We start from the raw sequence: 24,834 nt of genomic DNA, 5'->3' as shown, positions 1-24,834 counted from the left end.
TTTGGACATAATTATATTGGTACCCAAAAACGGAATACGTTTCTTTTCTCTTGAATTTTCTTTACCTGCTCATCGGTTCCATGCTATTTTTCCAACATTAGGACTTGCACCATTGATGACAATCTTCGATACGTTAATCGCTAGTGTGGTGGAGCGAATGATTACAATCATCAGCGAAACCGATGCGATAACAAAAGTCTAAGACATTCCGACCGCTCAAGCAACGCAAGCAGAATATATTACAGAAGAATCGTTGGCGAGTGATGCTACACACTTTGAAGCACTCGGCAGACCAGATTCATCTAAGAAGAAAATATTCACTAAAAAACCAAATCTAAAGCCTAATGACTTGCGTGCAGTGTGGCTGCATGCTAAATAAAAAATGGAAGAAGAAAAAACGATCTACGAAAAGAAACACTTACTTGTAACGCTTCACGTTTGGCTATGGATCTATTAAACTCTGCAAAACAAAAAGTTTTGTTAGCAACCCAGTTTTTAAAACCAAGAAAAATTCAGAAAAGTAGTCTACACTTTTTAAAAGTACGATTTATAAAATCTACTCAATTAATACATTCCCTTTTTAAAACATGTGTTCTCATAATAATTCTACCTAAAAGTGTTAGGGGGATTAATTGATATTTAAATAATAAATTGTTTATCCCTCATTACAAAGTAAGTGGTAACATAATAGATTTTCGATGTTATTACTCTTCACTCCTAGTAAAGATTCTAATTCACAAACGATTCGGCATTCATAACAACCTTTACTATCAACAAAAGTGTCCCCTCTTTAGCATAAAGTAATATCAGGAATTAAAGCCTCTTTGCCCACGTCCAAAGTCTACTGAATAGCACAGTACTATTTTTTCGATCCGGCATAGTTTAATCGCAAAAACAGGAACATCATAAGTTCGATGTCAATACCTATATTTATATTTAATGAGAAACAATTCTTACTTTAATCGGAATGGGTTATCTTCCCTTATGCTTTCAAATCTCCCTATTCAATTCATCCAGATAACTATCTTTTTCAATTTTCAACTTTCCCTATGTTTTGATAATCTTTAGTCTTCCATGTAATGATACAAGAAACCATAATCAGCGTACCAAACTTCTACAAGGTCCATCTCACGATGGCAAAACGGGCAAGTAAATAAGTCTTTTTATTTCGTTAATATAAATACTTCGGGACTTAAGATATCTTTTGCAAACGTTTATGTGGAATGTTAAAATTAATTCCCACTGTTTATACGACCAATCATCAGTATACTTTTTTCCACACTTATTGCAAAATCTACTTTTGCATGTAAAGAAAACACTGACTGTCTTCAAGTTTCCCTCACTTCGGAAGTAAATAAACCTTACATAAACAATGTCTTGAAATATGTGTCTCTATGTTTCTACAACGGCTTCTATTATGTCTTCCCTATAAAATTCATGAATTGAACGTGTATAAAATAGTCCAAAAATCACGAAAATGATACCTTAGCATTCTCTTGATCCCCTGCTACCTTTTCTCATCTTCATTCATACTGGTAATTTATACCAACAATCAATAGAACAGATATCAACATGTTTAGAAATAAATATTTTCATAAAGCAAAAAAAAACTGTTTCCCAACTATGTGGGAAACAGTTTTAAGAATTACAAACTAATAATTAATAGTTTGAAATCGATCCTGATGCATTAACTTTTAAGCCATATTCATTTGTAATACCAGATACAGCACTGATATTTAATGAACCATTTAATACTCCGTTACCACCAGATATAGAAGTAGGTGCACCAAATGTTACTTTGAAATCACCATTAGTAGTTTTAGTAATTACTGTTCCATTAACATTATTCACAAAAGTAGCACGAGTTAAATCACCATCTAGTACTGTAATTTGAGCGTTTGAAGCTACTTTAGCATCATTTAATTGATCAGAAGCACCAGCATTGAAAGGAATTACTTCTCCTGATAATGAACCGTCTCCTGTACCACTGTTTGATTGAGCAGTAGCCTTGTATTTACCACCAATAACAGTAATTGATGGATTATCAGAACTGTGAACAACGCTAAGTTGTTGAGCAACTTGGTTTGTTCTTGTTTCTTGGTAAATTTCAAAATTAACAGCAGTCTCTTCGCCTACAGAAACAACAGTACTCCAAATACCATTAGAACCTACTTGTACTTGCGCTACTGGGAATGAAGCGTTATTAGCAGTATTGTAAATATAAACTACTTTACCAGCTTCACCAGTACCTGACAATTTAACTGTGTTTTCTTCTACACGTAATGGTGATGTGTCAGAAAGTTGCTCTTGATCAAGTGCAAATTTTGCACCTGCTTGATAATCTAGAGCTAATTTAAGAGTTGAACCATTACCATAGTAATATTCCCCTGTTACAACATCGTCTTTTGTTAATTTAGCTAGAAAAGCATCTAGTGAAAGAACTGCATTGTTAGTATCTTGGAATACATTTCCTGCAGAAGTTAATGTGTATTTTTGAAGATCTGTAGTAACAAAATATTTGTTAGTTACATCTACATATTTTACAACTCCAGTAGATGATGAAAGTGTAATTCGTCCATCATTTGCAATAACCTTTTTATAGAAATTCAATGTACCAGAAGATTTTTGATCTACTGAATCATTTGATGTTCCATTAGGATAAGTAGCAAATTTAATTTTACCACCTGCTACAGCTGAACCAGAATCTGTAACTGTTAAAACTATTTGTCCGTTTACAGCATTAACAGTGTCACCAGAAGCATTTACTGGTTGACCATTTGCAGTTTTGAAAGAATAACCAGCCTTATCAAATTCAAATTCTACTGGTCCATTATATGCTGCACCAGAAGTCGTTTTGAAAGTTGCAGTTACAGCGTAAGTTTGACCAACTTCACCGTGGAATGCAGCAGTTTCAACAGAAATATTTCCAGGTATAGCTGGTAAATCTGTTTTAAAATCATTTACTGATTTTTGTAGGTCAGTTTCCCATTTAAGTTTGTTAGCATCGATGATTGCTTGAGCTTCAGCAATTTTCGCGTGTGCTTCAGCAATGTTTCCAGCTGCAACGTCTTTAGCTGCTGCTTTTACAAGCATGTTAACTGTTACTTCATTTTTAACTGAAGCAACTGATTTTTCTAGTGCTGGTTTAACTGCGTTACGAATTTCGTCACGAGTTGATTGACCATATACGCGGTCTAAAAGTTTAGCTTGTTTACGGAACTCAGCAGTTGCTGTGTGGTAAGCAGCTTCAACTTTTTCGATATCGCCAGTAGCGATAGCAGCATCTAATTTAGATGTTAAGTCTTTGATTTTTTCACTTGAAGTGATTGCATCGATGTAAGCCGCTGCACGTTTGATTTGTAATTTTGGTTCTACAAGCTTAGCATTTAAGCTTAACTTTTCAGAAGTAGTAAGCGTTTTAGCTGCTGCCTCTGCTGCTGCTAATGCTTTTTTAGCTGCATTGTATTGATCGTATGGACGTGTTACGAAGTCAGCAGAACCTTCTACTGAGATAGCCCATTTTAATACTGTACCTGCATTTTGTGCGTCTGTTGCTAATTGATTTACGTTTACTGCTGCGTCAGCTTGTTGAGCAGGTGCTGCTGCAACGAATGCTGAAGCTGCTACTGCAGTTGATGCTGCAATTTTAATTACTGATTTCTTCATAAACTTGTGATCTCCCTTCGCTTGTGTGTTGCAATTTTTTAGTGTGTAACGCCGGTCGCTTGATAGCGTCCAATATCATCACCCTAACTAATATATGAGTATACAAAACTCTTATGCTAAAATCAACTAGAAACCTATAAGATTACCAGTTTATTTTTGAGGATGATGTTTTGAAAGCACCAAGGACTCTATTACAAGTTCCATATTACAGGAATATTAATATTTATGCTACCTTTTTTTCTGATTAATTATTACCATTTTTATAATTTAAGATTACCCATTATTATTTTTTCAGTTTAATAGAATTTTCTTGCTACTTTTATGTTATTAAATCATATAATAGTTTCTTCTTAAAGAATTAATTAATTTAAAATTTCTTTGTGTAAATGCGTGCATTTTTTTAAATTTATGTTATGATGTACAGTATAGAAGGTTACTTATAGATGTGTAACGCCGTAAACTTGTTTGTACATTCATTAGTGTGCAGCCTTCTACTTCCTTCGTTTTATCGCTCAAGAAAAGAAGCATCTGAACTTCGGATGCTTCTTTTCTTATTTTATCGCCCTTTGCTGATGCAGAGGGCGATTTTTACATTTGGGATGCAAACACTAGTCCCGTATTGTCCCCGAGTGCTGGTAAGACAATTGTTTCTGCTAGGTCGTCAAGTGCTGGGTAGTAGATGTAGCCGTTTAGCTGTTCTTTGATGTTTTGTTTTATTTTCGGAGGAATTGCGGTTGTTTCATGACTTCTTCAGCGATGATGATGCTGTCGAGTGCGTGAGCGAGCATATTTTTTTGTGGACTCCTTGTGCGATATAGTTTGCTTTTGTCTCCCTGCAGGATGGTCTGCCGGGAGATTTTTTGCGTTTGTATTCCAGCATTTTTCGATTGCAGAAGTGGATGCTAGTACTTGGAAGCAATCGGTGTGGAATGGGCAATTGCTCGGTCTTGTGTTTTCTGGTGTTCTTTTAATCCAGACATGGCCCATTTCGGGGTGTTGGGTGGTGGGAATTGTGCTTGTTTTATGTTATTGCCGTTTTTGTCTTCGATTGTACAGTTCGTCTTTGCGCTTACTGCTTCTATTGATACCAGCATTTTAAAGCCTCCTTTTAATGGAGTAGAAAAGTAGCATTTACTAGATAGATTGACTCACCCTTATTTTTGTCAAAATATTTTGTTGTATTAAGCCTTGATTACTAATGTAAACGAATTGTCATGTTTCTTCGTCAATTATGATATATCGTGTAGGATTCAACTAACGCATAGTTGCGGTATGTGATGCCCGTTTTTGCGGGTTCGGCGTTGGTGATATTCTAATTGCCAAGAGTCGCGCTCCATTTACTTGTGTTTTCGTCGAGCCGGTTTTTAGTGAACCCGCTGCTCCATGAATCGTTGATAGTATTTCATTTGCTTGAGTTTCTTCTATATAAATGTTTAAGTTGTTGATGGGATTTGATTGCCTTGTAGACGTGCGATTTATTTTATTGTTAGTTTATTCATTGGCTATCTTCCCGTTTGATTATCCAATTACGGAAACTGCTTTGTTTTGGCGTTGGAAAGTCTTTGCTATTTGTCCATTCTTTTAGGAATTCTGGTCCGTTTGATTTTTTTAATAGCAGCTTGGTGAGTGGAGTGGTTTATGTGGTAGTCGGGTTTGGTTATGTGGTGCTCACATGCAATTTCTCATGCGAAGGCTGCACGCTGCGCTAACGGTGGCAGTTACTTTTTCTATTGGTGTATAGGGCAATAATTGCTGCTGTTATTGGGAATTTACCGAATTGAAATAGCATGTTCATTGCTTCGTAAGTCACCATGTTTAAACATCCTGTTTCTAAAGCTAGATAGATCAGCTAACAATAGAAGAGTTTTATATCAACTCTTCTATTGTTAGCACACTGTCTTCCATGTTTTTTTCAAGTTGCTTTGTTACAGTATTGTTACTGGTGCCTGGCACCAGTAACAATACTGTAACAAAGCAAAATAACAAAAGAAAATAACAAAAGAAAAACCACTAGAATATTCTAGTGGTTTAGAACTTTGGATAGGAAGTCTTGGGCGCGTTGTGTGTCTGGGTTGGTGAAGAATTTGGATGGTGCTGCGCGTTCGACGATTTTGCCCTCTGCCATGAAGACGATTTCGTCGCAGATTTCTTTGGCGAAGCCCATTTCGTGTGTGACGACGACCATGGTCATGCCGTCTTTTGCTAGTTTACGGATGGCATCGAGTACTTCGGTTACCATTTCTGGGTCGAGTGCGGATGTCGGTTCGTCAAATAGCATGACTTGTGGATCCATTGCTAGTGCTCGTGCGATGGCTACACGTTGTTGTTGGCCGCCAGAGAGTCTGCTTGGATAGGAGTMGAATTTATCTCCTAGCCCAAGGGATGTTAGTAGTTCTTTCCCTCTTTTTTCAGCTTCCTCTTTTGAAAGGCCTTTTACTTTCATTGGTGAAATTGTGACGTTTTCTAGTGCTGTTAAAAACGGAAATAGGTTGAAGCTTTGGAATACGAAGCCGATGTTTAGTCGGGCTTTGTTGATGTCCGTTTTTTTGTCGTGGATGGATATTCCATCGACGATAATTTCTCCGTTGTCGATTGGTTCTAGTGCATTGATTGTTCGGATGAGGGTAGATTTCCCCGCTCCACTCGGTCCGATTAGCGCGACTACATTCGATTTTGGTACTTCGAGCGAAACGTCGGTTAGGACGTGGTGGGCACCGAAGCTTTTATTGACATTTTTAATAGAGATCATTTGGTTACACCCTCCTTGCCGTTATGCTTCGCTTTTCAGTAATCGTTTTTCGAAGTATCGAATGATTAGTGATAGGCTGAATGTCATGATGAAATAGATTAGTGCAACGAATGTCCATACTTCAATGGAGCGGAACGATGTTGCTACTAGGTTTTTTGCGTTTAGTGTTAAGTCGGTTGCCGAAATGATAGATACAAGCGACGAATCTTTTATGAGCATAATAAATTGTGATGCAAGCGGTGGTAAAACTCGTCTGAATGCTTGCGGCAAAATTATAAAGGTCATTGCCTTTGTATGTGACATTCCTAGTGAACGTGCCGCTTCCATTTGCCCTTTAGGTACTGCTTGAATTCCAGCACGGACTATTTCCGCGATAAATGCGCCGGCAAATATCGCGAGTCCCCAAATTGCTCCCCAATAGGACCCAAGCTTCAGAAATTGTCCGAGTACGAAGAAAATCCAAATAAGTAATACAAGCAGTGGAACACCACGAATAATTTCTACATATGTAGAAGAGATTAATCGGAAAATCTTATTTTTCGAAATACGTCCCATCCCAAATAAAATACCAATCGGAATGGCCAAGAGGATGGAGATCGCTGAAATTTCAATTGTTTTCAGCGCTCCCTCTATAAAGACGTCCATATTGCGACTTATGACACTCCAGTCGTATTGATACATAGCTGTTCCTCCTCTAAGTTGCCAGAGTGTCCTACTCTTCGACTACTTCACCTAACCAGTCAGAAGTTTCGAACCATTTTTCGCGAGATGCAAGCTCTGCCGGACTTCCTAGGTAGCTGTTTAAGAATGAGTTAACCCATTGAATTGTTTCGAAATCATTTTTCTTTAGTGCAATTCCAAGATTTTCTGTAGAGATAAGACCTTCTAATTGTCTTACGTTGTCTCCATTTTGTAATTTCCAAACCGCGATTGCTGGCTCGTCATATACAATGCCATCTGCTTGCCCTTGAGCAAGTGCTGCTGCTGCATCTGGGAAGTTTTCAAAGTCCATAACTTGTGCGTTTTTAAATACATCTTTTGCAAGTAAAGCACCAGTCGTTCCAATACCTACTGCAATTTTCTTGCCTGCTACATCTAGATCTTGCCATGTTTTTGTAGCTGTATCTGTTCCTGGAAGCATAACTGCTTGACCAGTTTGGAAGTATGGATCAGCAAAGCTTACTGCAAGTGCACGGTCTCCACGAATTGTCATACCAGCGAATACCATATCTACTTCCCCAGTTTGTAGCGCAGGGATAAGACCGTCAAAAGTGAATTGTTTGTATTCAATTTCTACGCCAAGTGCTGCTGCAAGTGCTTCTGCAGTGTCCGCGTCGTATCCAACGAAATCACCGTTTGGATTTTTCATATCAAATGGGAAGTATCCTGTTGACATCCCAATTACTAACTTTTTGTTTTTTAGTGCTTTTTGAATAGTAGAGTTTTCCGTCGATACTCCCCCACCTGAATCATTGCTACACCCTGCAATAATTAACATGGTAATCATTAATACTGCTGCTAACCATTTTTTCATGTTTTTGTCCCCCATATTTTGAATTAATTCAGTTCCCCTTCTGAAACTAGTGAATTATTAGTAGTATAAATTATTATTATTCAACTGTCTACATAATAAATAAATAATTATAATATTTTTATTATTGATTCTATTTGCAAAAAGGTGCAAAATAGAATAAACAATAGATTATATGTGTACTATTTATAGATTATTATAATGCTTTATTATTCTGTTAGTTGCATATTTATCCAGAAGGGGTGTTTTTTGTGGAATTTCCAAAAGGAGAGATAGGTAAGCGAGTACGTTATTTGCGTAGGTTACAGGGGTTGACGTCTGAGGAGCTTGCTAAGTTAGCAGGCGTGAGTCAAAGTATGATTTCCCAAATAGAGCGAGGGTTAGTATCTCCTTCTTTGGAAACACTTTGGAATTTGAGTAATAGTTTAAAGGTGCAGATCTTTTCGTTTTTTGAAACGGAAGTAGCGACTGCGGTTTCTATTACACGGGCCGGGGAAGCAAATATAGTGAAGCGGGTGCGGTCGAATGTAAGTTATGAATTGTTGTCTCCGAGCACTGGGAAGCAGATGAGTTTTTTTAAGATGATTGTCGCACCCGGTGAGGATTTGGACACACCTTATTTGTTTCATGGCGGCGAAGAGTGTGGGCTGATGCTTGCCGGTTGTTTACGTGTGGAGTTAGAGGGTGAGTTTCATACACTTTGTCAGGGGGATAGTATTTACTTCGATAGTTCGCAACCGCATCGTTTTTTTAATGTTGGGGACGAGGATGCGGTGGCGGTTTGGACGATGACTTCTAGTTTTTAGTTGTAAGGCTCTTTGCCTTGGCAAAGAGCTTTGGTTTTTTTATTAAAAACAGCCGTGTAGCGCGCCGAGTAACGTGAAAATGATCACGTGGTCGAAAATCGCGWTTAACATCGACCTTTTTGAAAGCAGGCCGAATAATGCATTTTTCACGTACACCATTTTAATGAAGATTCCAATGATGAAGCCAATTAACGCTCCTTGTATACATGTTTCTGCTCCAGTCATTTGAATGAGAATAGCCATAAGAAACGAGCTGATAAATGCGATGATGACAGAATAAATATATTTGAATGCCCCATTACTTGCATTCTCTTTTTTTCCGGATAGAAGAACCGAGTAATAGATTCCCCCGTACACCATATACAATAGTCCACCAACAATAATAGCGATGTAATTTAGAGTGCCCCAATCGATTGACATGGTTATCCCACCTTACTTGCGTCTTTTAACGCTTCTGTACGTACTAGTGCTACAAAGTCATTTACTACTTTTTCGTTTTGTTTTTGACTACCCATCTTAGATAAAATACGTCCCATGAAATTGATACCTTCGTTTTGACCCGTGTAGATGAATCTAGTCGTTTGATCGTCTATTTTAATTAGGGTGAATCCGGCTTGGATTTTAAATAATTTTGCTAATGTGAACTCGATTCTGTTGTGTTTTTTGTGGGTTGTGTTTTCGTATTCGATGTCTGTCACGATATAGGTTTGGGTTCTTTTACCTTCTTTGTAGGTTTGCTGATAGGTGGAGCCGACGACACCTTCTTTTATCTCTATTGGTTTGTGCTCTACTATGTTTGGCATGATTCTTTGGATGTTGTCGAGGTCAAATAGGTTCCATATTGTTTCGATTGGTGCTGGGATGGTGATTTCTTTGTGCCATGTTAGCATGTGGTTGCTCCTTTTCAAAATTGGTGAATTTTTCTAAAGTGTACCATATTATTGGGTGTTTGCAATCGTTGTTTTTTGAGATGTTTGGCGTTGAGACGGGCATTATTTTAGCGATAAGTCTATTGCTTAGTAAATCTCCACATCTCACACTAAGTTAACCTTTTACTGTGAGAAATGGTTGCTTTCAGCTATTCGATGGTTGCTTATAGGAGTGATTTCGGTGCTTTAGAGGTAGATTTGATTGCTTTCAAGGGGCGGCTAGTTGCTCTTAACCATTATATGGATTTTTTGAAATCCAAATAGGACCGCTCCTAGGTAGTAGGGCGGTCTTTGATATGAATAGCGGTTCGCTGAGCGCTTTAATTCAGGTTGTTGCTGCTTATATTAATATAGAAGAAAGTATGTCAACGGCTTGGTCGATTTCTTCTGTTGAGACTGTTAGTGGTGGCAGGAGTCGGATGACGTTTGGACCTGCTGACACTAGTAATAGACCGGCTTTTTCTGCCTTGTCGACGTAAGATGCGACTTCTTCTTCGCATGCGATACCGAGTAATAGGCCTGAGCCGACTATTTGGTGGGTTGGAAGTACTTCTTTTAATTTACCTAAAATGTACTCGGATTTTTCGTTTACCGCGTTTAAAAATTCGGTTTGGAACACATTGTCTAGGACGGTTTGTGCAACGGCTACTGCTAGTGGGTTTCCGCCAAATGTTGTGCCATGTGTACCTGGACTGAATGTGTCGTATAAGGCGCTTGTGCCGATCATGGCGCCGATTGGGAAACCGCCACCGAGGCCTTTTGCGAGCGTTATGATGTCCGGTTTTAGGACGGTTTGCTCATATGCATAGCGAGTTCCAGTGCGTGCGATGCCCGTTTGTACTTCGTCGATGATGAGTAGAATGCCCTTTGATGCGCAAATGTCTGCAATTGCTTGTGCGAATGCTGGTGTGACTTGGTTTACGCCACCTTCTCCTTGAATGACTTCGAGCATAATTGCCGCTACTTCGCTGTCGATTGCTGCTTCTAGCGCAGAGATGTCATTGAAAGGGATTGTGCGAAAGGTTTCGAGTAATGGACCGAAGCCTTGGCGTATTTTTTCTTGACCGGTTGCGGACATTGCACCGAATGTGCGGCCATGGAATGATTTTTCGAATGTGATGATGACATTCTTTCCTGTATGTTTGCGCGCCATTTTAATCGCCGCTTCATTTGCTTCCGCTCCGCTGTTACAGAAAAATGCGTGCGAGAGATGTGTATCTTGGACAAGTGTTGCGGCTAGTTTTTCTTGTTCTGGACTTTCGAATAAATTCGATGTGTGCCATAGTTTTTCGCTTTGTTGTTGGATAGCTTGCACGATTGCAGGATGCGCATGGCCGAGACTTAATACGGCGATACCACTTGTAAAATCGAGATATTCTTTTCCGATTTCATCTGTAACGATTGTTCCTTTTCCTTGTACGATATGGACCGGGCGACGTGCGTAGTTTTGAAATAATGCGCTCATGCCAATACCTCCTGCTGTAAAATGGTCGTACCTTCTAGTGTTTCACCGACAATTTGGACGGACGGGATGCCTTCTGCTAGGCAGTCTAGTGCTGCTGTTACTTTCGGGATCATTCCTCCATAGATGTCTTGCGTTTCGATCCAGTTGTTTATTGCCGATGCCGTTACGACTTGTTGCACTTCCCCGCCTATTTTAATGCCCGGTGTGTCGGTTACTAGTAGTAGGCTTTCTGCTTTTATCGCCAAAGCGATTTTGCTCGCTACTGTGTCGCCGTTTATGTTGAGTGGCGTGCCGTCATTTGCGCAGCCGATGCAGGATATGACTGGTGTGATGCCGGTTGCGAGCAATGTTTCTATGAGATTGCTATTTACTTCTTTTATTTCCCCGACGAAGCCGTATGTTTCCTTATCTAGGAATGTACAAGTTAGTAGGTTGTCATAGCCACTTAGTCCGATTGCGTTCACCCCGCCTTTATTCAGCTGGTGAACTAGGGCTGGGTTTGCTTGACCGATTAGGGTGGACTGAACGATAGTTACAGCTTCTTCGGAAGTTACGCGGATTCCGCCTACTGTTGTAGATGTGACGCCGTTTTTTGCTAGTTGTCTATTGATAGCAGGACCCCCACCATGGACGATGATGAGGTCGATGCCTTGCTGTTTGATTCCTTTAAAGTTTGCGATATGGGTTTCATTTAACCGTTCGAGCATACTGCCGCCGAGTTTGACGACGATACGTTTAGGAGCGGTAGGTTGCGTTGATTTGGACATAGTCATATGTTAAATCGCACCCCCACGCTATTCCTTGGCCGTTGCCATTGTTTAATTCGACTGAGATTTTCACTTCATGTTGCTTTAAATAATTAAATAAATCGTCCTCTGAGAAAGGAACTGGTTCGCCGTTATTGACTACGTCAGCTTCTCCGATTTTGATCTTAATCGCGTTTGGGTTTATTTGAGCACCGCTACGACCTACAGCAGCGATGATTCTTCCCCAGTTTGCGTCGCTTCCAAAAATAGCCGTTTTGACAAGTGGTGAGCCAACTACAGTTTTCGCAACTTTACGCGCTTCTTCGTCTGTTGCTGCTCCTTGCACTTCCACTTCGATTAGTTTTGTCGCGCCCTCCCCGTCTTTTGCAATCATTTTCGCTAAATCTTGTGACACTGCATGAAGTGTATGGACAAAATTTTCCCACTCTGGATGTTGCGGAGTAAGCGTGTTGTTTTCCGCTAAACCATTGGCCATCACGACAACCATGTCATTTGTCGACGTGTCGCCGTCCACTGTGATGGAGTTGAATGTAACGTCGGTGATCGATTTCAGTGCGGCTTGAAGATGGTCAGATTCGATGTTGGCATCGGTTGTGATAAATCCTAGCATGGTCGCCATATTCGGCTCGATCATTCCGGAGCCTTTTGCAGTACCTGCAAAGATTACTTCTTTTCCGTTGATTGTTGTTTTATATGATGTATTTTTTGTTACAGTGTCAGTTGTCATAATTGCTTGAGCGAATCCCATCGCTCCTTCTAGTTCGTCGATTGGGTGGAGTTTTTGAATGCCTTCAAGCAGTGGCTCCATTTTCATGATTTCCCCAATTACTCCAGTGGAAGCGACGCCTACTAAGTTTGGGTTGATGCCTAGTTTTTCTGCTGTTTTTGCTTGCATTGTATAGGCGTCGATCATTCCTTGTTTGCCGGTGCATGCATTTGCATTTCCTGAGTTGACGATGATTGCTTGCATTTTGCCAGTGTTTTGCACGACTTCTTTTGTTACGAGTAGTGGTGCTGCTTGGAATACGTTGGTTGTGAATACGCCGGCAACACTTGCAGGAACTTCACTGACTAGTAGTGCCAGGTCTTTTTTCTTGTGCTTGAGCCCGCAGTGGATGCCGGTTGCTTTGAAGCCTTTTGGTGATGCTATATTTTTATATGAAATTGATTTCATTGTAGTTACTGTTGTCAAATGAATTCCTCCTAGTTTTATCAAATTCGCCTTGGCGTATTTGCGTCGAGATTTTGCATCGAGCTCGTTTGATGAACTCCTTACAAAATCTGTGACATCCGCCGGAGGCTTTCATTTAATTCAGCCAGTCTTTTCGGGCTGAATTAAATGAAAAGTGGGACTTGCTGGAGGCCTGTCGTTTGATCCAAACCGAACTGGACGTTCATGTTTTGAATCGCTTGCCCGGCTGCTCCTTTTACTAAGTTATCGATAACCGAAACGATAGTCGCTCGGTTCGTTCTGGGGTCTAGTCTCACGTGTACATCACAGAAGTTCGAGCCGTACACTTGGTTCGTACCGAATTTGTTCGTTTCTTTGATGATTCGGACAAACGGGTGGTTGGCGTATGTTTCTTCTAGTGCCTTTGTGAGCTGTTGTTCTGTTACCCCTGACGTTACCGGTGCATAACTAGTTGTAATAATCCCTCTTGTCATTGGTACTAGATGGGTCGTGAATGTGACCGGTGCTGTTTTGCCTGCAAAGTTAGTGATTGCCTGCTCTATTTCCGGTATATGTTGGTGTTCATGAATTTTGTAAATAGCTGTGTTTTCATTCGTTTCACTGTAATGCGTCATTTGGTTTGGTTTGTTGCCTGCTCCAGAAATTCCACTTTTGGCATCGATTACGAGTTGCGTTGAGTCTATTAAGTTTTCTTTGATGAGCGGCAAGATAGAAAGTAGGACTGCCGTCGGGTAACAACCAGGGTTTGCGATTAGTTGGGCTTGTTGGATTGCTTCTGCGTTCCATTCGGTTAGACCGTATACACTTTGTGCGATTGCTTCTGGTGGTGCTGGTGTTTTTTTATACCACTGTTCGTATTGGGTGGCATCTTTAAGACGGAAGTCACCTGACAGATCGATGAGTTTTGGTCCTGAACCGATTAATGGAGGTAAAAGTTCTGTAGAAACTCCTGATGGCGTGCTTGTGAAGATGACATCGTAGTTTGCCAGTTTATCATTTTCAATTTTTAGTAATTGCTGATCGTGAATATTCAATAAATGTGTATATTTATGCGAAAACTGTATTCCCTCTTCCGAAGAAGTGAACAAATCAATGTTTTCAACCTCTTGGTGGGTGTGCAGAAGTCGAATGAGCTCTAGTCCTCCATAACCTGTTGCACCAATAATACCAATCTTCATCTCGTTCACCTCTTCGTTTATGTTAAAAATAATTATAGTACTGCATAAATATAAAGTCAATTGTATTTTTATATATTTCGAGATTCGTAGTTTTGGATGTTACAGGAATGTTACTGGTGCCTGGCACCAGTAACATTCCTGTAACAAAAAAAGAGGGCGATTCATTGGGGAGTCGCTCTCTTTTTTCGAGTTTCATTACTTATTGTTGTTATTATTTCCTTCTTTGTTTTTATTTCCTTGATTGCTGTTATTCTTATTTCCTTGGTTAATATGGTTGTTTTTATTTCCTTGATTATTGTTATTTCCTTGATTATGGCTGTTTTTCTTCTCTATTTTTTGTTCTACTTTTTCGGTTTTCTTTTGTAATTTTTCTTGTTGCTTCTCTTGCTTAATCTCTTGTTTTATTTCTTGTTTTTCTACTTTAGGCTGTTGATTTTCCTTAGGTGGTGCCTGCTTCTCTTGGTTCTCTTGGTTCTTTTGCTTATTTTCATGAACAGGTGGTTTAACTGGCGCTAGATTTTGTTCTTTCTTTCTTGTTGGTTTTGGTTCTGTTTTCCTTAGTTCTTTGATTGTTTGGTTGTTTTGGATGGCTTTTGTTCGTTCTTCTTCTGTGCTTTCTGATACTTGCCAGGATCGATCCTTGTGTTCCTTTTGGACTGTGTGGACTGCTTCTTCGACGATTTTCTTCGTTTCTGCTTGTTCTTCATCTTCGTAGACCATGATGATTTCTAGTTTTTCTACTTTTGGATTCATTTGGCTTACGGCTTTATCCAGAACAATCGCTAGAGGAAGTCCTTGCCATTCATCTATATTTTCAGTCGGCCTTTCATTTAAAGACTTTAGGGAAATGACGGTGCCTTCCTGATTAACTCCTAGTTCTAGTGCCGTTTCTCCTTCCAACTGCACGTAGGCTGCTAAGGCGCTACTCGTTTGGGGAATTAATGATGCCACTAAAAATACAAGTAACACCGCCGCGACAAGTGCCGGTCCGACGAAAAAAGGTTTCATTCGCTTTTGAAGAAGGGTTGCTGTAGCTAAATGAAATTCCGCTTCCTCCCCAATTTCTGGATTCGGAATGATGGGAATGCCGCGAAGAAACTTGCCTTCTGTCGTTAGGAAAACCGAGTATTTACTTTTTTTCTCGCAAACAATGCCCTTGTATGTGCGCATCATATGATTTCTCCTTTTACATACTCTTTTATATAAACGAAGTCACTGTTTAATAGTAAAACGACGGCAATTATATATTTGCGATGCCGTTCCAATGTTTTTCGAGATACCTCGACGATTGCTTCGATTTCTTTCAATGGTAGTTGTTTGGTTTTCAATAAATGATCATAGAATTCTTCGGTTTCAGCAATAATTTGTGCCGTTTGAAAGGCAGTTTTTCTTGCATCTGCATGCTTTGGTGCTACTTTTGTAAGTTCTTCGAATGAAAGATTATATGCCGCTAGTAATTCACTGTAACGGGCAAGTTCTTCTCTTCTGGTAGCGGTTCTCTGTTCTTCTACGTATGTATTGATAGATTGTTTATCTAATAGAAAATGTTGTTCTGATGTAGCTACTTCTTCTTCTGAAGCTTGCATTAGGAGTACTTTTTCGTTTCGAATAGCTTCTTTTCGAATGAAATCGACTATGCGTCTTTTGATGATTAGATGGGCAAACGTTTGGATAGAGGCATTTTGAGTGGAATCAAATGCCATTACCGCTTCATGAAACGCATTCATCGCCACACTAAATTCTTCATCTCGTCCATCGATTGGTCTTTTGCAAATAAAAGATGCCGTTTTTTTAATGAATGGAGTAAAGGCGAAAAGGAGGTCATTGAGAACCTCCTCGTCACCAGCTTTTGCCTTTTGAGCAAGCTCATTAATTGTTTGTTTTGTTTTTGTTTTTGTTTTGAATAATCCCTGAATAATGGACAAAAGCATACATACCCTCCGTTCTCACTTTAACCGGTGCCCTTTATTGTAATAGGCTAATCGGTAAATGAAAAGCGGTTATTTTGCAAAATGATTAATCTTCGTTCTTATCTTCGTCTTTTTTATTCTTTTTGTTTTCTTGTTTTTTATCTTTGTGTTCTGCTTGTAATGCTTTGCGTTCCGCTTTATGTTCTTCCTTTAGTGCTTTTTCCTCTGCTTTTTGTTCTTCATGAAGTGCTTTACGTATTTCTTTTTCTACTTTTTTAGCTGGTTCTTCTTTAGCAGGTTTTTCCTTAATAGGCTGTTCTGCTTTTGGTTGTTCTGTTTTCGGAGCTTCCACTACTGGTTTCTCAGTTTTTGGTTGTTCTACTTTTGGCTCTTCGCTTTTAGTAGCTTCTGTTTCCACTTTTTGTGATGCTTCGAATTTTGCGATTGCACGTTCTGCATTTTGTTTAATTGCCGCTTTAGCAGTTTCGTTTCCGGCATTGTCATATGCTTTTGAGAGTGCTTCTAGGTTGCCAGCTGGGTAATCCTCGGGAATTTGAATATCAATTCCTATAGTATCTCCTGTTGTCACTTCACTGTTTACTTTATCACTTTTTGGATTTTCGGTTGTTTTCGTTGTCTGTTCACTTGTTTTTATTACCTTGCTCAAATCAACTGTATCGAACAAATTTTCATTCGCCCACGCATAACCGCTACCTGTTATTGTTAGCGTTGCAACTAATAGAGCTGCTCCAGTTTTCTTCCACTTCATCTGCATTTTACAATCACCTCGAATAGAATTTTGTCCGTGTTTCTTGTGCGGACACTCTATTATTCGTAAGCGTATTTCCGTTTAAGGGGGTCAGGCAGAAAATAAAAATATTACAAAAATGTTACGGGTGCCTGGCACCCGTAACATTATAGGTAATTATAGAAAGTTCCTTTTAATAGGAGGGTGATGTCGCCTATTACTCCTATACAGAAAAAGATAAAGTAATAGGTTGCTTTGGACACTTCTTTATTGAAAAGCTCTTTAATGGCTTGGATGAAAAGTTGTTCAAATTTAAACCAGCTTAATATCCAAGCGATTAGTAGAAAGCAAACGATTGTCATGTTTGGTTTACCTCCATCCTCTGACTTATCATTATTCCATTGCTCTTTTTTGTTTATGTTTTTTCCACATGTCTTCAGCTGCTCCGGATCCGAGCATTACTCCTATGATGATTAGGAAGAGTCCGATAAAATGGCGGCCTGTTAATATTTCGCCTAGGAAAATGGCAGATAGAATGAGTGAGAATAGTGGATTTAGGTTCATGAATATGGCTGATTTTGTTGCTCCTGCTTTACCTACTGCGTAGTTGTACATCATATGCCCTACTGCTGTGCAGATGAGTGCTGATGTTAGAAATATTGCCCAAAATGTTCCGGTTGTTTCGGTAAATGCGATAATGCCGCCTGGTTCTTGTATAAAGCTGATGATGATGAGTACGACTGCACCGATTACCATCATATAAGCCGTGAGTAATCTTGGGTCAAGTGTTGCTGCTGCTTTACTTACGATCATATAACTAAGTACTTGCGCTAAAATTGCTAGGAATACATAGAAGTCTCCGATGTTTGCTCCGTTTGATTGGCCACCTCCAACTAAAATGGAAACGCTCACTCCGGCAAGCCCAAATACTAGACCAAGCCACTGAATTTTCGTAGGAAAGTATTTTAATATTAATGCTGCAGAAATGGCCGTTAGCATTGGACCGGTTCCTAATATCAGTCCCCCGTGTGTTCCACTTGTGATGGATAAACCGATATTTAGAAAATAGTGATGTAGGACGACATTGGTGAGTGAACCTAGGAGTATATATTTCCATTCTTGTTTGGTCGGTTTACGAAGAAGTTTCATTTTCCATAAAATGATAAACACTGCTAAACTAGCACATAGTATTCGAAAAGCTGTTAAAGTGACAGGTGGCACTACTGTTACTAAGTATTTTAGTATAGGAAGGTTGGCTCCCCAACTGAACATGACGAACACGAGCATAGCGTAAATTTTCCATTCTTTCACTTGAGGGCCTCCTTGTTAGAACTCATATTTTGTTTTCTTGATGGATAGGCTAAATGCGATATAGGCAATTAGCGATAAAATGACAGGCAGCACAACTGTGTGCATACCTAATAGATTGCCGTATGCTTCGTTATAAAAGTGTAACGCAATATAGGAAATAATTCCAGTCAACATGGATGCAATTGCCCCGTATTTATTGCCATAAGACCAGTAAAGACCAAGCACGACTGGCCAAATAAATGCAGCTTCCAGTCCTCCAAATGCAAATAAATTCAAGAAAATAAGCAAGTCCGGCGGGTTGAGTGCCAATAAAAAGACGATGGACCCTAAAAGAGTCGTTACGCCAAAGCTTAGCCGTTTTACTGATTTCTCGCTCGCCTCTGGTTTTATGTAGTTAATATATACATCTTTTACAATAGAAGAACTTACTAAAATCAGCAGTGAATCGACCGTCGACATGATTGCTGCCAGTGGTGCTGCGAGCACAATCCCGGCAAGCCACGCAGGTAGCACTTTCAATGCGACGAGTGGTATGACCGTATCGGGTACTTCCACACCCGGTAAAATCGGTCTAGTGAATATACCGATTAAATGCATGTTGAGCATGATAAAACCAGTGACAATTGTTCCAATCACAAGTGCACGGTGCATGGAGCGCGTGTTTTTATAGGACATTGCGCGCACGGCCATTTGCGGAAGCCCGACGACCCCTACACCTACTAGTATCCAAAAGGAAGATACGTAGGCAGCGGATAAATTTCCTTCATTGCCGTATGGCGTCAAAAGTCTTGGGTTTTCCGCAAGTAAATCTTGCATAATATTCGGCACTCCGCCACCAGCAATAATGACGGCGATCAATAAAACCAGCGTCCCAACGACCATCACGCCACCTTGCACCGCGTCCGTCACCGCAACAGCGCGGAAACCACCGATTACGACATAGACGAGCACAGATACAGCGAAAATAAATAAAGCCGTCGTATATTGCATACCTGTTAACGATTCGATCAAGCGACCACCGCCGACCCACTGTGCGGTCATGGCGGAGAATAAAAAGATGATCATACTAATTGCCGCGAGCAACACGACCGCTGTACTGTTATAGCGCACTTTTAGAAAATCAATTAATGTGATTGCATTGTATTTACGAGCTAAAATGGCAAACTTCTTTCCTAGCACGAGTAGCACAAAATAGCCGGTCACGACTTGTGTCATAGAAAGGAGAACCCATCCGAAGCCCATTGTATAGGCTGTTCCAGGTCCCCCAAGAAAACTAGATGCACTTCCATACGTCGCAACCATGGTCATCGCGAGCACAAACCCACCTAGCTCTCGCCCACCTAAAAAGTATTCCTGCAAAAATCCGCCAGTGGAAGCTTCCATTTTTTTGCTAGACCAAAAACCTATGAAAAATATAATACCTAGAAAAATAATAAGCGGAATAATCACCCCGAAATTCATGACTCATCCCCCTCTTCCTCAAACGAAACATCTTTCAAAATATACTTGGCGAGAATAATGACGGTTATGGAGATGAGGATGAATCCCACGATACAACTATAAAAAAACCAATCTGGGAAACCAAGAATATATGTATACTCCTCAACTGGTCGTGAGCCAAGCCCATATGCAAAACCGAACCACCATATAAAATGAACAACCGCGAGTCCCACGCCAATCCATGCTTCACGGTGTGCAATTTTAAATCTAGGATCCATCTATATCCACCTCTTGCTTTTATATTATTACATTAGTATAGCGAAGTTATTTTCAGTTGTTAAGGATAGATTTTGTTTAGGGTGTGGGATTGAGCGAATGCGTGCCGGGATCGAACGATAGTTTGTTTGTTACAGGTATGTTACTGGTGCCTGGCACCAGTAACATACCTGTAACAAATCCTAACTTCAAGTCCCTAATAAAAAAACCAGCTGTTGCGGGTGGCAACAGCTGGTTTCGGTTATTTATAGGTTAAATATCGAGCGTAGTCTTTCCATCCGATTGCTTTGATGCTGTTCCAGGATGGGAGGTCACGTGGAAATGGGAGGAAAGCTGGTGCCTCGTCGTTTTTTGGGTCTGCGTTTAGTACCATACTTTCGTTGTGCAAGCCATCTGATAAAATGGCATATTGTTTTAAGTCAAATGGTACCGTTACAGGTGTCCGGATGATTTTTCCATCGTCAGATAGTGTGTATACTTCGGCTGTTTCTTCTGAGCGATTCAGAAGCCAGTCTGCTTTTACACGAATCGCATTTTCGACTTCATTTGTGATAATGACGGAGTTAATGTTGGCGGAAAACGGCAATGTTTCTAGTTGTTCCTCTAGTTGGATTTTCACTTCGTATACCGGTTCTTTTGTATTTTCGCCAAATTGTTCATATGCTTTTAGCCATTTGGATTCGTTGGCTGGCACTTGTGTTTTCACTAATACGCTTCCTTCTACTAGGCCGGCTCGGTGGGCCGAGTAGTTATTCACGCGCTGCCCTTCGTTTATCTGGTGCCACTCTGCTTCTTTTGCGTATGTGATAACTGATTTTTCATTGGCATAAATGGTTATAAAATACGTTCCAGACCGTTCCTCGATTGCGGCGATATTCCCTTCTAATGGGCTTAATAGAGCCGTTTCTCCCGATTCTTGACTTAGCTGGGTGTTGATTATTTGTAGCTTGCGATCTATTTCGGCAATTTTTTGTTCGGTTTCTGCAATTGCTTGGGCGTAGTTTCCTTCTGGTGAAACGTTCACGTCAACTTGCACATTCACGCTTGTGTCCTCGTCTCCTGCAGAATGGTTGCTAGTCGTGTTTGAATCCGCTCCGTAGCGCTCCGATTCGAGATTTTCTAGGATGTCGTATAGTCTTGATTGTTCTTCCATATACGCCTCTTGCTCAGTTTCCCAGGTCGCTTTTTGTATATCAGCAGACTGAGTATTCAATAATGCAAGTTCCGTTCCTTCTTGCACAAGGTCTCCTTCTAACACAGCCATGTCGCTAACAGCATCGACATCTATTGTGACAGTCACTTCATTTGCCGGCACGACGACTGATTCTTTTTCCAGTTCTTTGGCATATGTACTTTCTTGAACGCGGTCATATTCATGTACATAATACGATCTTGCTATTTCGCTTTTATTGGAAAATAAAAGAATCGCATTTGTTGCAATGAATGTAGACACGACGATGGCGATACCGATTGTTAACGTTTTGTTCATGCGGCTTGCCCCCCTTCGAACCAGGCTTCTAGTGGAAGTACTTGAATTCCCGCTACAAATAAAGCAAGAACGAGCTGGATCACTATTAAGCTAATTAATAGATTGCGAGCGGACATTTCGGTAAATGCACGTAAAAAATGAAATTGGATCGCAATGATTAGTGCAGTGAATAACGTTAACCCATTAAAAAAATAAGTAAAAAATTCATTGTCTAAAAATGTTGCTGCAAGTGGTCCGAATGATAAAATCGAAAAGTCTGTTGTATAGCCAACGACTGCATATAACAAAAAGACAAATGCTTTTTCCATTAATAGTAGCGCTACGACGAATAACTGTATAACCGCCACTTTCGATAGTTCCATATTCGTTATCTTATGTATTAGAAAAGCGATTCCGAAAAAATGAAAGGCCATATATACGATGGACCAAATGATGGCTCCTACTAATGAAGTCGCTCTTGCAATGACAAATGTATCTTCAAAGCCACCTACAAATAGGGAGGTAAGCTCCTCTGTGTGCATGCCCCATATATCGCGAAGGGCAAACAGGATGACTCCAAGTATTGCGACTAGCCAGACACGCTTTTCAAAACCTTGCATCTTTGTATCTTTTAGTGACCCAATTAACTCGTTTTGGTTAAAAAGGTATTTCCAAAATCGAAAATCAAAAAACATTCTATTGTTCCCCCTCTTATGGCTGAACAGTTACTTCCGCATACGCACCGGTCTTCATCATTTCTCCCGTTTTCGCTTGGAATGTTGGATGAATGAGTAGTAAGTAGGCTGCTCCTTTTTCAAGTGATGCTGTTGGTGTTAATAGGAATTGGTTATGCGATTTTTGCTTGATGTTGACTGGCACATTGTTCGCAGTTCCCAGTTTTATTAGTTCCATTTTTTGCTGTTTGTTAGGTACTACAGTATTGGAAAATGTAATAGTAAATTCTTTCGTTATCGGCACGTTTTGAAGTGTCGACATTTTTTTGTATGTTTTATTTGCTTGAACAATCGTATCTAAATGTGCTTTTTCTAATTCTTTCCCAACTGCTGTCGTAATTTCTGGCTTGACGCCAGTTTTGTGGATCAGTGTTCCATCTGGTCCTGTGAAGTTTGCGACCGTTAGTTTTAAGTAGGAACCATCAGACAAATTGTAAAACGATTGCATGGAGCCTTTGCCATATGTTGTTTGGCCATAAAGTGTGGCAGATTTTTGATCAAGTAGCGCTCCCGCAACCATTTCAGAAGCACTTGCGCTATACCCATTTACCAGTACTTTTGTGTTTGCTGGAAAGAAAGATGACTGTTGCACAGATTTCACTAGTCCATCTTGATCTCTTGTGTGGAGTGCATATGCATAAGGACTTTTTGGAAATAAACCAACTAACTCCTCTGCCGTATGTACAAAACCGCCACCATTATTCCGTAAATCTACTATAAATGAAGTTGCTCCTTGCTTTTGCAGGGCCTCTTTTGCCTGCTGTACGAGTGTTGCACCATCATCTGAAAATGTAGTAAGTGCAATATATCCGACGTTTCCATATAAAAGGTTCTTTGTCACAGCGGGAATCGTGAATATGTTTCGAGTTAGCTTATACGTTTTTGTTAGATTCGGAGTTTTAAGCACTTCTAGTTGCACCGTCGTTCCTGCTTTACCAGTGATTAGTGAAGATGCCTGTTGAATCGACATGCCTGTCGTTTTCGCGCCGTCAATCGATATAATAATATCGCCGGGCTCTAACCCAGTTAGCTCCGCAGCTGCTCCTTCAAAGGTACTCACTATTTGAATTCCTTTTTCATGCTCTTCAATTATGACTCCAATACCAGTTGTCGTATTGTTGATAGAGCCAGTGTATGCCTCAAATTCGTCTTTCGTAAAATAAGTAGAATACGGATCCAGTTGGCCTACGATGTCCTCTATCGAAGTCATACTTTGTAAATTGAAAGGAATTTCTCCTATATAATGCTCACTGACCAGCTTCTTTACTTCATCAATCGGCGCTGCCATTGCAGAAATAGGAGCCAACACTAAACTAATTGTAATCATTATTGCCATTGTCGCAATTGTGGAAATCCTCTTCATACCAATTCCCCCCTTTCGAACTCTCTAAACCTATATTACCCCAAAACCTACCATATTGACAGAAGTGTTACAGAGTGTCTGAAATGTTTTGTTCACCAGTTGTTACAGGAGTGTTACTGGTGCCAGGCACCCGTAACACTCCTGTAACAATCCTTAGTATCCCTAGGAAGAATAAGATCGGGTTAACGTAAAACAATCGCGAACAGTTGCGTTCACGATTGTTTTTGGAATTATAAGGATTTATTTTAGCAATTGCAGAATGGATTGTGCTTGTTGCATATGCATGCTTAGTACGTTTTGTCCAGCCTGCATTAGTATATTCGCTTTTGTCATTGCCATTATCTCTTTTGCAATATCTGCGTCTCTAATTCGAGATTCTGCTGCAGTTAAGTTTTCTTCCATATTCACCGCGTTATTGTATGCATGTTCTAAACGATTGGTATAGGCACCTATTCGTGATCGCTCACTGGATACTTTATTTATCGCTTTGTCTAGTTCACCGATTGCATTATTAGCCGCATCTCTTGTAGAAATGGAAAGCGTATCGACCCCGATTGCCGATGCGCCCATATTCCCTATTGTCAGTTCTATATGTTGTCCTGCATTTGCACCCGCTTGAATTTTTAAGGAGGTTTGAGATCCATCAAGTAGTGTTTTTGTATTAAATTCCGTATCGGTCGATATTCGTGAAATTTCTTTTTTTAATTCATCAAATTCAATTGCCAGTTGGCTTCGATCATTATCCGTTAAGGTGTCATTTGCAGATTGCACGCTTAGTTCTCTCATGCGCTGCAGGATGGAGTGTGTTTCGTTGAGTGCGCCTTCCGCTGTTTGAAGAAAAGAAATGCCATCTTGAATATTTCGTGCTGCTTGACCAAGCCCACGAATTTGTGCACGCATTTTTTCTGAAATGGCCAACCCTGCTGGATCATCTGCAGCTCGATTTATTCGGTAACCAGTTGAAATTCGTTCCATCGAATTATTGGCAATTGCCCACTGTGTATTCATATTCCTTATAATCGACAAACCTGTCGCATTCCATTTACCTAGCATCTCTTCAACACCTCCACTCCTGCCTTTCTTTTTATATCGACTTATTTCCCAAATACTTGAGAATAAAGAAAACCGCATAGACTGTTACAGGATTGTTACTGGTGCCAGGCACCAGTAACAATCCTGTAACATTACCACTGCAATACTACACCTGTAATGCGTTCGTATAATTTGTTGGGTTATAGGGGATAGTAGGCGTAACTTTTAAGTTGGTTTTTCGACTTATACATTAAATCGAGATATTTCCC

At 40.1% G+C, this 24,834-nt stretch carries 26 protein-coding genes; 2 read left to right on the top strand and 24 right to left on the bottom strand.

The window, feature by feature from the left end; translation table 11 throughout:
* Positions 1–16: 16 nt before the first annotated feature.
* Positions 17–202 (top strand): hypothetical protein, encoded by a 186-nt coding sequence (locus tag AC1DFT_RS08770; protein WP_477918805.1) that lies wholly within the window; start codon positions 17–19, stop codon positions 200–202.
* 926 nt (positions 203–1,128) lie between these two features.
* Here the strand turns inward: AC1DFT_RS08770 and AC1DFT_RS08765 are convergent.
* The 7 genes from AC1DFT_RS08765 to AC1DFT_RS08735 all read right to left on the bottom strand — a co-directional run bounded on the left by AC1DFT_RS08765 (position 1,129) and on the right by AC1DFT_RS08735 (position 7,949).
* Positions 1,129–1,332 carry a transposase zinc-binding domain-containing protein gene (locus tag AC1DFT_RS08765; protein ID WP_477918804.1) on the bottom strand — a complete coding sequence of 68 codons (204 nt, stop codon included), beginning with the start codon at positions 1,330–1,332 and terminating at the stop codon, positions 1,129–1,131.
* A 327-nt stretch (positions 1,333–1,659) separates the two neighbouring features.
* Positions 1,660–3,666: a hypothetical protein gene (locus AC1DFT_RS08760; RefSeq protein WP_477918803.1), complete on the bottom strand. Its 2,007-nt coding sequence runs from the start codon at positions 3,664–3,666 to the stop codon at positions 1,660–1,662.
* A gap of 750 nt (positions 3,667–4,416) precedes the next feature.
* Positions 4,417–4,653, bottom strand: coding sequence for a hypothetical protein (locus tag AC1DFT_RS08755; RefSeq protein ID WP_477918802.1), 237 nt, complete (start codon positions 4,651–4,653; stop codon positions 4,417–4,419).
* Positions 4,569–4,760 carry a hypothetical protein gene (locus tag AC1DFT_RS08750; RefSeq protein ID WP_477918907.1) on the bottom strand — a complete coding sequence of 64 codons (192 nt, stop codon included), beginning with the start codon at positions 4,758–4,760 and terminating at the stop codon, positions 4,569–4,571. Before AC1DFT_RS08750 ends, AC1DFT_RS08755 begins: the two co-directional genes overlap by 85 nt.
* A 926-nt stretch (positions 4,761–5,686) precedes the next feature.
* Positions 5,687–6,415, bottom strand: coding sequence for an amino acid ABC transporter ATP-binding protein (locus AC1DFT_RS08745; RefSeq protein ID WP_477918801.1), 729 nt, complete (start codon positions 6,413–6,415; stop codon positions 5,687–5,689).
* Between the two features lie 21 nt (positions 6,416–6,436).
* On the bottom strand, positions 6,437–7,096 hold the full coding sequence (locus AC1DFT_RS08740; RefSeq protein ID WP_477918800.1) for an amino acid ABC transporter permease: 660 nt from the start codon (positions 7,094–7,096) through the stop codon (positions 6,437–6,439).
* Positions 7,097–7,127: 31 nt separating this feature from the next.
* Complete coding sequence (locus AC1DFT_RS08735) at positions 7,128–7,949, bottom strand: transporter substrate-binding domain-containing protein (RefSeq protein ID WP_477918799.1); 822 nt, start codon at positions 7,947–7,949, stop codon at positions 7,128–7,130.
* A 239-nt stretch (positions 7,950–8,188) separates the two neighbouring features.
* On the opposite strand from AC1DFT_RS08735, the gene AC1DFT_RS08730 reads away from it, so the two are divergent.
* On the top strand, positions 8,189–8,752 hold the full coding sequence (locus AC1DFT_RS08730; protein ID WP_477918901.1) for a helix-turn-helix domain-containing protein: 564 nt from the start codon (positions 8,189–8,191) through the stop codon (positions 8,750–8,752).
* A gap of 42 nt (positions 8,753–8,794) precedes the next feature.
* On the opposite strand, the gene AC1DFT_RS08725 is transcribed toward AC1DFT_RS08730, so the two are convergent.
* From AC1DFT_RS08725 to AC1DFT_RS08645, 17 genes are all read right to left on the bottom strand, one after another.
* Complete coding sequence (locus AC1DFT_RS08725) at positions 8,795–9,172, bottom strand: DUF1761 domain-containing protein (protein ID WP_477918798.1); 378 nt, start codon at positions 9,170–9,172, stop codon at positions 8,795–8,797.
* 2 nt (positions 9,173–9,174) lie between these two features.
* Positions 9,175–9,642: an SRPBCC family protein gene (locus AC1DFT_RS08720; protein WP_477918797.1), complete on the bottom strand. Its 468-nt coding sequence runs from the start codon at positions 9,640–9,642 to the stop codon at positions 9,175–9,177.
* Between the two features lie 379 nt (positions 9,643–10,021).
* Complete coding sequence (locus tag AC1DFT_RS08715; protein WP_477918796.1) at positions 10,022–11,146, bottom strand: acetylornithine transaminase; 1,125 nt, start codon at positions 11,144–11,146, stop codon at positions 10,022–10,024.
* Positions 11,143–11,919 (bottom strand): acetylglutamate kinase, encoded by a 777-nt coding sequence (argB, locus tag AC1DFT_RS08710; RefSeq protein WP_477918795.1) that lies wholly within the window; start codon positions 11,917–11,919, stop codon positions 11,143–11,145. The genes AC1DFT_RS08715 and argB overlap by 4 nt, the downstream gene beginning before the upstream one ends.
* The gene (argJ, locus tag AC1DFT_RS08705) at positions 11,882–13,087 is read right to left on the bottom strand and encodes a bifunctional glutamate N-acetyltransferase/amino-acid acetyltransferase ArgJ (RefSeq protein ID WP_477918900.1); all 1,206 of its coding nucleotides are present in this window, start codon (positions 13,085–13,087) and stop codon (positions 11,882–11,884) included. The genes argB and argJ overlap by 38 nt, the downstream gene beginning before the upstream one ends.
* A gap of 161 nt (positions 13,088–13,248) precedes the next feature.
* On the bottom strand, positions 13,249–14,283 hold the full coding sequence (gene argC / locus AC1DFT_RS08700; protein ID WP_477918794.1) for an N-acetyl-gamma-glutamyl-phosphate reductase: 1,035 nt from the start codon (positions 14,281–14,283) through the stop codon (positions 13,249–13,251).
* Between the two features lie 195 nt (positions 14,284–14,478).
* On the bottom strand, positions 14,479–15,453 hold the full coding sequence (locus AC1DFT_RS08695; protein WP_477918793.1) for an anti-sigma factor domain-containing protein: 975 nt from the start codon (positions 15,451–15,453) through the stop codon (positions 14,479–14,481).
* On the bottom strand, positions 15,453–16,214 hold the full coding sequence (gene sigI / locus AC1DFT_RS08690) for an RNA polymerase sigma-I factor (RefSeq protein ID WP_477918792.1): 762 nt from the start codon (positions 16,212–16,214) through the stop codon (positions 15,453–15,455). Before sigI ends, AC1DFT_RS08695 begins: the two co-directional genes overlap by 1 nt.
* A gap of 85 nt (positions 16,215–16,299) precedes the next feature.
* Positions 16,300–16,968, bottom strand: coding sequence for a hypothetical protein (locus tag AC1DFT_RS08685; protein WP_477918791.1), 669 nt, complete (start codon positions 16,966–16,968; stop codon positions 16,300–16,302).
* Between the two features lie 140 nt (positions 16,969–17,108).
* The gene (locus AC1DFT_RS08680) at positions 17,109–17,303 is read right to left on the bottom strand and encodes a hypothetical protein (RefSeq protein WP_477918790.1); all 195 of its coding nucleotides are present in this window, start codon (positions 17,301–17,303) and stop codon (positions 17,109–17,111) included.
* Positions 17,304–17,334: 31 nt separating this feature from the next.
* Positions 17,335–18,252, bottom strand: a complete 918-nt coding sequence (locus AC1DFT_RS08675; protein ID WP_477918789.1) for a DMT family transporter — start codon at positions 18,250–18,252, stop codon at positions 17,335–17,337.
* Positions 18,253–18,267: 15 nt separating this feature from the next.
* The gene (panF, locus tag AC1DFT_RS08670; RefSeq protein ID WP_477918788.1) at positions 18,268–19,713 is read right to left on the bottom strand and encodes a sodium/pantothenate symporter; all 1,446 of its coding nucleotides are present in this window, start codon (positions 19,711–19,713) and stop codon (positions 18,268–18,270) included.
* A complete protein-coding gene (locus AC1DFT_RS08665; protein WP_142537898.1) occupies positions 19,710–19,970 on the bottom strand; it encodes a YhdT family protein in 261 nt (86 codons plus the stop codon). The genes panF and AC1DFT_RS08665 overlap by 4 nt, the downstream gene beginning before the upstream one ends.
* A gap of 239 nt (positions 19,971–20,209) precedes the next feature.
* Positions 20,210–21,457, bottom strand: coding sequence for an efflux RND transporter periplasmic adaptor subunit (locus tag AC1DFT_RS08660; RefSeq protein ID WP_477918787.1), 1,248 nt, complete (start codon positions 21,455–21,457; stop codon positions 20,210–20,212).
* The gene (locus tag AC1DFT_RS08655) at positions 21,454–22,131 is read right to left on the bottom strand and encodes a hypothetical protein (RefSeq protein WP_477918786.1); all 678 of its coding nucleotides are present in this window, start codon (positions 22,129–22,131) and stop codon (positions 21,454–21,456) included. The genes AC1DFT_RS08660 and AC1DFT_RS08655 overlap by 4 nt, the downstream gene beginning before the upstream one ends.
* A 16-nt stretch (positions 22,132–22,147) precedes the next feature.
* On the bottom strand, positions 22,148–23,533 hold the full coding sequence (locus AC1DFT_RS08650) for a S41 family peptidase (protein WP_477918785.1): 1,386 nt from the start codon (positions 23,531–23,533) through the stop codon (positions 22,148–22,150).
* A 240-nt stretch (positions 23,534–23,773) separates the two neighbouring features.
* Positions 23,774–24,586, bottom strand: a complete 813-nt coding sequence (locus AC1DFT_RS08645; RefSeq protein ID WP_477918784.1) for a flagellin N-terminal helical domain-containing protein — start codon at positions 24,584–24,586, stop codon at positions 23,774–23,776.
* Positions 24,587–24,834: the final 248 nt, after the last annotated feature.

The sequence above is a fragment of the Psychrobacillus sp. 05T411 genome (assembly GCF_056396485.1).
Note: the sequence above shows the minus strand (reverse complement) of the source record. Positions and strands in the feature narration are given on the sequence as shown.